Below are 12,302 nucleotides of genomic sequence, written 5' to 3' on the forward strand. Positions count from 1 at the left end.
CCGGTTTCCATAAGGAAGTCGGCTTTTGTCTTACTTAAACCATATCATCTATTTTTTAGGAGGACTCATCAGGGCTTCACCATCCACCACAAGGGTTCCGTCCTGATTGGTACAGGTTGTTCTCAGGGTAATACGGTTCTTTTCAACCACAAGACCTGTAACTTCCACCTTGGCCGTGATGGTATCTCCGATGCGTACCGGAGCAAGAAATTTAAGCTCCTGACGGAGATAAATTGTTCCAGGTCCTGGCAGGCGGGTTCCCAGAACCGCAGATATAAAACCGGCACTCAGCATTCCATGGGCAATGCGGGTTTTAAACACGGTCCCCTTTGCATACTCCTCGTTTATATGGGCAGGATTTAAATCCCCTGTAACTCCGGCAAACTGATAAACATCCGACTCAGAAATCGTTTTGGTAAAAGTTGCGCTGTCTCCCATGGAGATCTGATCAATGCTTAATCCATTCATAGGTGTCCTCACATATGCTTAATCAATGAATATCATGGACAGGGTACTCAAGCCACCCTTATCCCTTCGACCTTTACCGTGGAAAGCCTTCATACCCTGCCCGCAGTACCTTTTCCCTTGTTCTTAGCGGCATAGGATTTTCCACTACCAGCCTGCTTTTGCCCGGATGCAACTTTTTTGCCTGCTGCTCTCGTATTTTTAGCAGATTCGGAAGCCGCATCAGCATTGGACTCTTCCAAAGATTCCTTCAGGCTCTGCTTTTCTACGGCACCATCCCTTTCAAGAAGCCATTGGGAAATGGTCGGTACAAACTCCTTCTGATACTTGGAACTCACATAAATTCCGATATGGCCTGTATCAAGGCAGATGTCTTTAGTATCTTTACTTCCTATCTTACTGGTAATCTGATTGCTGGCAGCAGGCGGCACCAGATGATCCAGGCGGGCATAGATATTTAAAACAGGCATGGTCACTCTGCCCAGATCAATGAGATGGGGACCAATCTGAAGCTTATTCTGAATAAGAAGATCCTTCTGATACAAATCTTCAATAAACTGGCGAAAGGTTTCACCGGGAACATCGGGACTGTCATAGATCCATTTTTCCATGCGGATAAAGTTTTCCACAAAGACCTTGTCCCCAAGATTGTTTATAAAAGAGCGATATTTATCAATCATCAAACGAGCCGGATTCAGAAGAAGAAATCCAAAATTCATCATATCTCCGGGCATATTCCCGTAATTTTTCAAAACAGCTTTCGCATCCAGGCTCCGCATCCAGACATGAAGAAGGCCCTCTTCATGCCCAAAACTCGTTGGCGTAACCGTCAGAACAAGATTCTTTACCTTTTCAGGATGAATTGCAGAATAAATAGTACAAAAAGTTCCACCCATGCAGATACCCATGAGATTCAGAGAAGCAACCTCTTCCCTTTTGCGGATAAAATCCACGGCATCATCTATATAAACATTCACATGGTCATCAATGGACAGATACTTATCTTTTTGGGTGGGATATCCCCAGTCCAGCATGTAAACATCCATGCCATCCGCCAGAAACTTTTCCACAACACTACGCCCTGGCTGAAGATCAAGCATGGTTTCTCTGTTAATGAGGGCATAAACCACAAGCAGGGGAGTTTTTCTGGGGGTCTTACCCTCTGCCGTAGACCTGTAATGCTTAAGCCGCACACGGTCTTCCTGCCATACTATATCATAGGGGGTTGCTGCGATCTGATCGTCAAGGGAACTTAAAAGCACATCAACAGCATCTTTCAGATAAGCCTGATTTTTTTCCGTATTGTTTTCCAGATCCGTAAGAAACTTGTCCGTTAACCTGCTCATATCCATCATATTAATCCCCCGTTACTTGTATTGACGCCAGTATTCGAAACAATAACCCTGATAATTTTATAAAAAACAATGCCAGTGTGGCAGGAAAAAAACGTCAGGCTATTTTTCTGCATTCTTTTCCAGATCCCGGATCCGCCTTTTTAAAGCATAAAGTTCTTTATACAGTTCATCCATTTCAGAACGTGTGGGAACAGGGACACTCTGAAGACTGTCTTCTATCATGGCATCCCTTGCGGATTTAAACTCTCCCATGGCTCCCAGTGTTTTACCCAGGGCAGTTGTATATTCCGGAGAACGGAACAACTCCATGTAGTGAGCCTCCAGCTTCTGCAGCCACAACTTGTAGTAATCCTCATTGTCTTCTGGAATACGTCCTTCCGCAACCATCTTCTCAATATCTTTTTGCATCTGCAAAAAGCTCTGTTCCATGGGAATATAAAGAAAATGCATAAGCTCTATGGCGTTGCCATGGAAAAGACTGAACCGATCCAGAGCAGTCATTATCCTTTCCTGATATTCACGCCCCAGCCCTACCTGAGGGATATGAAAAATTTTTCGGATTTCCTTTTCATAAATTTCCTGCCATGCATGCAGAAATTCATTGCTGCTGCCTTTACCTTCCATGGTTTCAAAAACTTCTCCCAGTTTTCCGGCATTTTCCATAAAACGCTGCTGCATAAAATCCGTCTGCTTCTGAAATACCTGCATAAAACGATTCACAGCCTCCAACTGAGCTGCCATATCTGAAGGATCAAAGGATTTTTCTTTATCTTTATTCATACTTCCACCCCAATTTTCCAGGTTTTTGAAAAAACCACCCCAGTTTTCCGTTAAAGACTGCGTCCAGTTTTTCTGGAAATTCTCTGACTGACCAGGAATATTCTGACCAGCTTCATTCCATGTTTCCGAAAAGGAGCGCCAGAACTGACCCGTGGCCTCTGCAATACTCTGAATAGAATTGGTAAATGAAGACGAATCCTGATTCTTTGTCATTAAACCTCCTGTACTTTTCCTGCTGTATATAAAACAGCCCATATATAAAAATTATTTTTATCAGGCGATGGAATAAAAAATCGTATCTGCTTTTTAATTAATGAATCGAATTTAACGACAGTCAAGAAGGAAAAAGTATCAAAATACCGTAGACGACAATGCACCTTAATAACAGTAATACATTCAATGTATTCCCCGACTATAAATTTTTCATTGTTTTCGCAGAGAATATAATTTCCTGTGCTCAGATGTCATCTGGTATTTTTTATTATACAGGCGGTACAATCTTTCGTTTCAAAAAACGAGATTGATTTTCAGGTTTGCTTTGATTGGTATATGTGCAGTGAATATGCCTTAGTCTTAATGGGGATTCATCAGAATCTATGAAGATTACTTTTTTATGCTAGCCTAATTTAAAGAGAAGGTCCATAGGAAAAAACCACAAAAACATAGTTTTTTTCCCGAAGTTTTAACAGCAGATCCAGAAAAATGATTCCCTTGATCCACTTTTTATGAACCCCGTCCGGCACTGAAGGCCGAATGGGGTTCAGGATTTAAAAAAATAAAACAAAAGAATTATTCAGGGATTTTCAAACGCTGTCCGGGATGAATGGGATCACTCTGCTTCATTCTGTTAACTTCCAGTAAACTCCCAAGGGTCACCCCATGTTTTCGTGCTATACTGAACAGGGTATCACCCCGCTGTACGCTGTATTCAAGGCCTCCGGCAGAAGGAGACGTAACTGCGGAACTGGCCGGATCCATCTTTGTGGTTGAAGATCTGCGGGTTTTCAGAGCCGCATCTCCATCTGTTGTCTCTGCTGTCTTTGGAGGAGCAATGGCAGGAGCCACAGATCTGCTTTGTGCTTCCACAGCCGACTGCAGACCATCCATTTTTTTGGAAAGGGCGGCAATCTGTAAAGAAAAATCTGCATTCATTTTTCTTATAACAGACACAAGCTCTTCCTGCTCCGGAGCTCCGGATTCCGAAAACATCCGCTGCATCCGCAAAGACTCCAAGGTAGAGGCCAGTCTGTCAAGACGTTCGGATATTTCGGCATATTCTGCACCTGATCCAACACCCGATGGAAAAACAGGCTCCTGAGATCTACCAGGGAAAAAAATCAGAAAAAGAATCAGAACAGCCACAAGACCTGCCCCGAGCCATACAAAGGGCATTTCCACAGAACGATACCAGGTCTTCCTGCCAGATGGAGGCCCGAAACCGGACTCTTCCTGCCCGGCAGCCTCCAGATTCGATCGGATTTTCGGATCCATTTTACCTCCTGAAAAATCATAATGTGCAATATGTCTGCCTTACATTGGTCCAGCAGAAAGTCCTTATCTCATGCGATAAAGGTAAATCAGACGGCTTAATGATCCATTGCATCAGGACCGCATATTCACCTTCACCCATTTAAATACATAACCTGACTATTAATATATATCCAATCAAATCTAAGATATGCAATACAATAAACAACGTTCTTAAAGATAACGATAGTACAACCTTTAAAAAAACCCTTCTTTCATCAATATTTTTTTATTGAATATAAAGCCCCGAACGGTATAGGGTAGCCAAGGCTGTGACAGCAGAAACCCTGTAAATATAGTTGTGAACATTGATTCAGTCAAAGGGGGTAAAATTTATGGAAATGCAGCAGGAGTTAAAACTTTCCGATGAGCTTCTCTCCTTCATCGACATCTGGAAGGAAAAAAAGGGCAATCTCATCATGATCCTTCACCGCATCCAACAGGAATTCGGCTATGTTCCGAAAAAAATCGCCATTGAACTGAGCCGTTATATTGATGTACCGCTGGCAAAAATCTATGGTGTTCTCACATTTTACCATTACTTCAAACAGGAAAAACCCGGACGAAACACACTGGCAGTATGTACCGGCACAGCCTGTTACCTGAAAGGTGCCCAGGACCTTCTCCATGAAGTAGAGAACCTTCTGGGAGCCAGTGTAAAAGAGACCACGGAAGACGGCGAATTTTCCGTAGAAGCAGTCCGCTGCATCGGCTGCTGCGGACTATCACCGGTAATGACCATCAATGACGAAGTCTTTGGCGTCCTGAAAACCGATGAACTTGCTGGAATCATATCCAAATACCACAGCAAGTCCTCCGGGCAACAGTAAAGTTACGGAAATATCGGTCGAAGTATCCAATAAGGAGAAAATAATGGAGATGAATCCCAGAGAAGAACTGAAAAAACTGCGGGAAAAAAAACGGTTAGAACTCCATGAACGCAAAGGCAATGAAAACATAATAGAAATACTCATTGGAATGGGCAGCAGCGGCATTGCATCCGGTGCAAAAAACGTATTGCAGGCCCTCAATGAAACCCTCGAAGAAAGGGGCATCAGCAATGCCATAATCCGTAAAACAGGCTCTTTGGGGCTCGATCATGCGGAGCCAACCCTTGAAATAAGAATGAACGGCATGCCGGATATTATATACGGCAAGGTGACCCCCGATGTGACCCGGCGGATTGTTGACAGGCATATTCTCGGCAGAGAGCTGGTCTGCGGTCATGTTTTTGATAAACCTGCCCAGGATGTGGTAAAGGAGCCCAAACATGCCTTATAAAAAATTTTGCCTGGTCTGCAGCGGCAAGCAATGTGAATCCGGAAAATCCGAAGAGATTTACAAAGAGCTTAAAAAACTTACCATGGAAAGCAGTATCTGCCAAAACGTGCAAATCGTCAGAACCGGATGCTTCGGCTTGTGCAGCAAAGGTCCCATAGTAAAAATACTTCCCGATGAAACCTTTTATGTCAACGTAGACGTAAAAGACGCAAAAGCCATTATCAATGATCATATCATCGCAGGTCAGCCCGTCGAGAGACTCATGCTCAAGCATGATAATCCCGCAAAAGAATCCAGATTCTACCAGAAGCAGATACGCATTGCCTTAAGAAACTGCGGGATCATCAATCCCGAAGACATCACGGAATACATTGCCCGTGACGGCTATGCGGCCTTAAGCATGGCTCTTTTTGAAATGAAGCCCATGGACATCATCGAAGAGCTGAAAAAATCCGGCCTAAGGGGAAGGGGCGGAGCAGGTTTTCCCACATGGATGAAATGGAAATTCACCCATGACATCAAAGATCAGGCCGATGAGATTTTCATCATCTGCAATGCCGATGAAGGTGACCCCGGAGCCTACATGGACCGCTCCATACTTGAAGGGGATCCCCAGTCCGTACTGGAAGCCATGGCTCTGGCCGGATATGCCTGCGGCTCCAGCATGGGTTACATCTATATCCGTGCGGAATACCCCCTGGCCATTGAGCGTCTCTACAAGGCCATGGATCAGGCCCGTGAATACGGTCTGCTTGGAAAAAACATTTTAGGCAGCGGTTTTGATTTTGACATTGAAATCCGCTTAGGTGCCGGTGCCTTTGTCTGTGGTGAAGAAACCGCCCTTATCGCATCCATCGAAGGTGAAAGGGGCATGCCCCGGCCAAGACCACCTTTTCCTGCAGTAAAGGGGCTGTGGGGGAAACCGACTGTCATCAATAATGTGGAAACCTATGCCAATATCCCTAAGATTATTTTAAGGGGAGGCGACTGGTTTGGTCAGATCGGTACAGAAAAATCCAAAGGAACCAAGGTTTTTGCCCTTACGGGTAAAATCAATAATTCAGGCCTTGTGGAAGTACCCATGGGCACCACTTTAAGGGAAATCATCTATGATATAGGCGGCGGTATTCCCAACGGGAAAGCCTTTAAAGCAGCACAAACCGGCGGTCCGTCGGGCGGCGTCATCACCGCAGAGCATCTGGACACCCCCATTGATTATGAAACCCTTGGAGCCTTAGGTTCCATGATGGGTTCCGGTGGCATGATAGTCATGGACGAAGACGACTGCATTGTGGACGTCACCAAATTCTACCTTGATTTTTCCGTAGACGAATCCTGCGGAAAATGCGCCCCCTGCCGTATCGGTACCCGAAAAATGCATAATATTTTAAGAAAAATCACCATGGGCAAGGGAACCATGGATCATATTCAGCAGCTAAGGGCCCTGGCCGTTCCCATGCAGAAAGCATCCCTCTGCGGTCTGGGACAGGCAGCACCCAACCCCATACTTTCCACCCTGAAATATTTTGAGGATGAATATCTGGCCCATATCAGGGACCATCGCTGTCCGGCCGGAGTATGCAAGGCCCTTGTCACCTACACCATCAATCCGGATATCTGTATCGGATGTACAGTCTGCTCCCGTAAATGTCCCAACAACTGCATCACGGGCGAACGCAAAAAGCCCCATGTCATTGATCAGGACAACTGCATCAAATGCGGCATCTGCCATGAAGGCTGCAAATTCGGTGCTGTACAGATCGCATAGTTATTGAACGGAAAAAAGAAGGAGCGGATACGTGCAGAAAATAAATATAAAAATAAACAATGTCCCCATGGAAGTCGAAAAAGGCACTTCCGTACTGATGGCGGCCAAGCAGGCTGGCATTCATATTCCAACCCTCTGCGCCCATCCCGACCTCACACCCTGGGGGGCCTGCGGTCTCTGTGTGGTCAAGGTGGAAGGTATGCCAAAACTTCCCAGAGCCTGCGTTACGGAAGTCAGCGAAGGAACCAGCTACATCACCCATGATCCGGAACTCAACAAAATCCGCAGGACCATTGTTGAGATGATTCTCTCTAACCACCCCAATGAGTGCCTCACCTGCGGACGCAGCGGCAGTTGTGAGTTGCAGACCCTTGCGGCAAACTTCAGTATCCGTGAAGTCCCCTTTGAGTCCAATATAACAGAACTTCCCAAAGACGAATCCACCCTGTCCATTGTTCTGGACCCCAGAAAATGTATCAAATGCGGCCGATGCGTTCTGGTATGCCAGCAGCTTCAGGACGTATGGGCACTTGAGTTCATCGGCAGGGGAGATCATACGGAAATGATGCCCGCTGCCGGTGCCCTTCTGAGTGAAAGCCCATGCATCAAGTGCGGCCAGTGTAGTGCCCACTGCCCCGTGGGTGCCATATACGAACGGGATGACACCAAAAAATTGCTGGATGCCATTCTGAATCCGGAACTCCATGTGGCAGTACAGATAGCACCTGCCGTACGTGTGGCCATTGGTGAAGCCTTCGGCCTTGAACCGGGAACCATAACCACAGGAAAAATTTATGCGGCTTTAAGGCGTATAGGTGTGGATGCCATCTTTGACACCAACTTTTCTGCGGACCTTACCATTATGGAGGAAGGTACGGAGTTTGTCGATCGCCTCACCAAGGGAGGTGTGCTGCCCCTGATCACATCCTGCTGTCCCAGCTGGGTTGATTACATGGAAAAACACTGTGCCGATATGATTCCCAACTTCTCCACAGCCAAATCCCCCATGATGATGCAGGGGGCACTCACAAAAACCTATTATGCTGATAAAAAAGAGATACCCAAGGAAAAAATCTTTTCTGCGGCCATCATGCCCTGCACCAGTAAAAAGTTTGAAATTGTAAGGCATAAGGATATGTATGCATCAGGACGACAGGACGTGGATGTGGTGCTTACCACAAGGGAACTGGCCCGGCTCATCAAACAGTCCGGCATTGACTTTCTTTCCCTTCCCGATGAAGAAGCAGATTCTCCCATAGGTGCATATACGGGTGCAGCCACCATTTTCGGTGCCACCGGCGGTGTTATGGAAGCAGCCCTGCGCACGGGATACTTCCTTGTCACCGGCAGCGAATATGAAAAAATCACCTTTGAGGAGGTGAGGGGCATGGAGGGCATCCGTACCGCCAGCATTCATATTAACGGAAAAGAACTGCGTGTGGCCATTGCCCATGGCGTCGCCAATGTACGGGATCTGCTCACGGAAATACGTCAGGCAAGGGACGAAGGAAAAGAACCTCCCTACCATTTTGTGGAGGTCATGGCCTGCAGGGGCGGATGCATAGCCGGCGGTGGTCAGCCCTACAACACCACCGATGAGGTAAGAAACGCCCGTATTGCCGGAATGTACGCCGATGATCAGCACTCGGAAATCCGGTGTTCCCATAAAAACCCATTCATTCAGGAAATATATAAAGAGTTTCTGGAAACACCCGGCAGCGGAAAGGCCCACGAACTGCTGCACACCCACTACCAGCACAGGCCCCTTTACACCAAATAGGGTAAGACGGGCAGGCACGGGGGCCTGCCCCTACAAACACCCTTCATGGCTTGGGCAGGCCCCTGCGCCTGCCTTCCTTAAAGACCTTAAAGACTCTAAAGACCTTAAGGACCCTAAAAATACTAAATCCTGGCAGGTCCCTGTACCTGCCCCAAAGAGCTTCTTTGTACCCGAAAAGACAGTAACCCCTTTATCATCAAATAAGGAGATACAACTTGCCCGGCTTTACGCTTTGCCAAAAAACAACCCGTGCCAATAAAAAACTACGCAACAAAACATATATTTTTAGCTGTCTAGTTCTTCTTTTTTTAATTTTGCCCTCACCAGCCCCGGCATCCCAGCCCCAAAACCCGGAAGATATTATTCTTCTTGAAAGGGTAATTGTTTCCGCAAGGGGCAGTGAAACCCCCATTTCCCAGACACCCGGCGGTACTGCCCTGATGGATGGTGCAAGCCTTCTGCGCAGCAGCCCTTTAGGTGTCACGGATGCCCTGACCCGGATTCCGGGTTTAAGTGTATCACCGGATTCCCCATGGGGCTCTGAAATAAACATCCGCGGCCTTGGCAGAAACCGGGTAATTTTTCTAATTGATGGTGCAAGGGTGCATACCTCAACGGACATTAATGCCCGCTTCGGCCTCGTGGATACCGCAGACATTGAAAGGGTGGAGGTTCTCAAAGGACCCGTAAGCGCCCTTTACGGTTCAGGCTCCATAGGCGGAGTTGTTAATATCATCACAAAAAAAGGAAATTTTTCCCCTGTCCCGTCATTCCACGGCTCCCTTATCACTACCTTCAGAGACAACCCTGAAGGTTATGGCATCCATGGCCGCATCCAGTACAATGCTCCGGATTACTGGCTTTACGCATCGGGGAGCAGACGGGATCACAAAAACTATAAAGACGGCAGCGGTGATAAGATACACAATTCTCAGTTTGAAGACCACGGGGGCAATGTCAAGGCAGGATACAGATGGAACAGCCTGCACTCTACCCGCATTCAGCACCAGTATCTTGAAGGAAAAAATATCGGTATTCCCGGAAGGGGCGAAGCCTCCATGCCACAGACAGCCGATGTCACCTACCCGGAAACCTTAAGAACACTGACACAGCTAACCCATACCTTCATCCCGGATCAGGGGCTGCTGCAACAATCGGAGCTAAACATCTTTCATCAGAAAATAGAAAGAAATGTACGCATTGATCAGCTGCCTCCCTCAGGTCCCCTGAGCATTCATCCTTCCGCAGACCATGACACATGGGGGCTGAAGTTGCTCAACAGCATGAAAAAAGGTAACCATGCCTTTACTCTGGGAGCGGATATATGGGAATGGGAAATGACATCCTCCAGAACAAGGCACTTCAGAGACCAGACCACGGGCATCGACACTCCCCTTGCAGACGCAAAACAGCTTTCCGCAGGTGTTTTTGGCGAAAACAACTGGCGTATCCACCCTTCCTTCAGCCTTAATATGGGCGGCAGAATGGATTTCATCCGTGCTGAAAGCAAAGACCACTACGCATGGATAATTCCCCAAACCCCGGATGCCCCTAACCCCCTTACACGGAAAGCGGATCATCATGAAAACATGAGCTGGGACCTGCACGCAGGCCTTGCATGGAACTTTGTACCAGGATGGTCCATGACCTTTCTTGGTGCATCCAGTTACCGCGCACCGGATCTGATGGAACGATTCAAGTATATCCATCTGGGCCAATATGCCGTATACGGTACTCCGGATCTTGATCCGGAAAGATCCAGATTTTTTGAATACGGACTCCACTATGTGCAGCAAAACCTTGCCGCCAGCATCAGTGCCTTTATTAATGATCTGGATGATCTGATTGTGGAAAAAAGAATCAACAGCGAAAGACATGAGATGCAGAACATCGAACGGGCAAGAATCTACGGAGCAGAAGCTGAACTGGAATACCGTTTTTCTGGTCACTGGCATGCGGCATCCAACCTTGCATGGACCCGTGGAGAAAACAGAAGTGAAAAACACGATCTTACCGGAATTCCTCCCTTAAACGGTCTTCTGGGGATTCGCCACAGCCCGGCCACAGGCTTAAACGGTCATCTTGAACTGCTCTGGGCGACAAAGCAGACAAAGGTTGCTCCCGAAGAAAAAACAACGCCCGGATGGACCAGCCTTAATACGGGTATTTCATATATATTCAGACAGACGAAAACCATCCATGAATTTGCCTTAAAGGTTAACAACCTTATGGATACCAGCTACAGGGAACATCTTTCCACAGGAAGAAAGCCCGCAGAACTAAATGCCCCCGGAAGAAGCCTTGCGGCCAGCTACACTCTGGAATTTTAATGAAAAAAGCCAATTACATCAAAATACTACTGAGTCTCATCATTACAGGCCTTATGGGAATTGCAGGTGCTGTTATCCTGTTCAGGGATACTCCGGATAAGACCCTTGTTTTCGGAAACAATCCTGATCTCCCCACCCTCACCTTTTATACTTCAGGCATGGCAACCACGCCGCAGCTTCCCTTCTGGGCGGGGGTTCAGAAGGGAATACTCCTTGAAAAATGCAATATAAGGGTTGAACTGTGGAAAAATCTGGATGACCTCAGGGGAATCATGCTGGCTGGAAAAGGGGACCTCTGGCTGGGAGATACGGAAGGTTTTGCCAGAGCCCATGCCGCAGGAGCACCTGTACGCATTCTATTGATCAGCGGCTGGCGGAAATTTTATCTTGTATCCAGAAATCCGGATATCACTGCCATAAGCGACCTTCAGGGCAGAGAACTGGCAGTGGCTCCTCCGGGCTCCCCTGCGGTATCAGTTCTCAGATCATTAAAAAATGACCATGAAAAACATATCCATTTTTCAGAAATGGAACCCCGCCAGCTGGCTCTGATGCTTATGGATGGCAGAACAGATACTGCCATTGTACCGGAACCCCTGCTCACAAGCCTTCTTATGCGGGATAAAAGCTTAAAAATAATTGAAAACATAGAAGATCACTATGGACGGCTGACAGATGGCCCCCCACGCATGCCCATTGCAGGGATGGCCGTCCATGCAAAAACGGCTGAAAAATACCCGGAACTCATTGCATCCCTGCTGGATATCCTTCTATATGAAGGAAAAAAACTGGAAGAAGATGCAAGGGATGCCGTCCATGCCCTGCCTGAAGTTTTTTCCGCTTTCATTCCAAAGGAAATGGTTGCAGCGTCCCTGGAAAGGGATCAGGTATTGGTGAAGAGTGCAGTTGAAGCAGAGCAGGAAATACGAAACTATCTGCATATTCTCATGCCTGCTTTTTTTAAAAACAACAAAGACCGGTCTGATTTTTTCTGGCAGAACCCCTAACCAGACCGA

At 46.9% G+C, this 12,302-nt stretch carries 10 protein-coding genes; 6 read left to right on the plus strand and 4 right to left on the minus strand.

Going from position 1 to position 12,302, the window contains the following annotated elements:
• Nucleotides 1-48: 48 nt before the first annotated feature.
• The 4 genes from FIM25_RS03650 to FIM25_RS03665 all read right to left on the minus strand — a co-directional run bounded on the left by FIM25_RS03650 (nt 49) and on the right by FIM25_RS03665 (nt 4,091).
• The gene (locus FIM25_RS03650; RefSeq protein WP_139446425.1) at nt 49-468 is read right to left on the minus strand and encodes a MaoC family dehydratase; all 420 of its coding nucleotides are present in this window, start codon (nt 466-468) and stop codon (nt 49-51) included.
• An 89-nt stretch (nt 469-557) separates the two neighbouring features.
• Nucleotides 558-1,820: a class III poly(R)-hydroxyalkanoic acid synthase subunit PhaC gene (phaC, locus tag FIM25_RS03655; protein ID WP_218961254.1), complete on the minus strand. Its 1,263-nt coding sequence runs from the start codon at nt 1,818-1,820 to the stop codon at nt 558-560.
• Between the two features lie 99 nt (nt 1,821-1,919).
• Nucleotides 1,920-2,813, minus strand: a complete 894-nt coding sequence (locus FIM25_RS03660; RefSeq protein ID WP_179953137.1) for a poly(R)-hydroxyalkanoic acid synthase subunit PhaE — start codon at nt 2,811-2,813, stop codon at nt 1,920-1,922.
• A gap of 576 nt (nt 2,814-3,389) precedes the next feature.
• Nucleotides 3,390-4,091, minus strand: coding sequence for a LysM peptidoglycan-binding domain-containing protein (locus FIM25_RS03665; protein WP_139446429.1), 702 nt, complete (start codon nt 4,089-4,091; stop codon nt 3,390-3,392).
• 371 nt (nt 4,092-4,462) lie between these two features.
• Here FIM25_RS03665 and FIM25_RS03670 point away from each other — a divergent pair, with 371 nt between their 5' ends.
• From FIM25_RS03670 to FIM25_RS03695, 6 genes are all read left to right on the plus strand, one after another.
• Entirely contained in the window at nt 4,463-4,957 is a 495-nt protein-coding gene (locus tag FIM25_RS03670) for an NADH-quinone oxidoreductase subunit NuoE family protein (RefSeq protein WP_139446431.1), read from the plus strand.
• A 43-nt stretch (nt 4,958-5,000) separates the two neighbouring features.
• On the plus strand, nt 5,001-5,408 hold the full coding sequence (locus tag FIM25_RS03675) for a (2Fe-2S) ferredoxin domain-containing protein (protein WP_139446433.1): 408 nt from the start codon (nt 5,001-5,003) through the stop codon (nt 5,406-5,408).
• The gene (locus FIM25_RS03680) at nt 5,398-7,176 is read left to right on the plus strand and encodes an NADH-quinone oxidoreductase subunit NuoF (RefSeq protein ID WP_139446435.1); all 1,779 of its coding nucleotides are present in this window, start codon (nt 5,398-5,400) and stop codon (nt 7,174-7,176) included. The genes FIM25_RS03675 and FIM25_RS03680 overlap by 11 nt, the downstream gene beginning before the upstream one ends.
• A 31-nt stretch (nt 7,177-7,207) precedes the next feature.
• Complete coding sequence (locus tag FIM25_RS03685; protein ID WP_139446437.1) at nt 7,208-8,956, plus strand: NADH-dependent [FeFe] hydrogenase, group A6; 1,749 nt, start codon at nt 7,208-7,210, stop codon at nt 8,954-8,956.
• Nucleotides 8,957-9,171: 215 nt separating this feature from the next.
• On the plus strand, nt 9,172-11,286 hold the full coding sequence (locus FIM25_RS17665) for a TonB-dependent receptor plug domain-containing protein (RefSeq protein ID WP_139446439.1): 2,115 nt from the start codon (nt 9,172-9,174) through the stop codon (nt 11,284-11,286).
• A complete protein-coding gene (locus FIM25_RS03695; RefSeq protein WP_139446441.1) occupies nt 11,286-12,293 on the plus strand; it encodes an ABC transporter substrate-binding protein in 1,008 nt (335 codons plus the stop codon). The genes FIM25_RS17665 and FIM25_RS03695 overlap by 1 nt, the downstream gene beginning before the upstream one ends.
• Nucleotides 12,294-12,302: the final 9 nt, after the last annotated feature.

This window comes from Desulfobotulus mexicanus (genome assembly GCF_006175995.1).
Lineage (GTDB): Bacteria > Desulfobacterota > Desulfobacteria > Desulfobacterales > ASO4-4 > Desulfobotulus > Desulfobotulus mexicanus.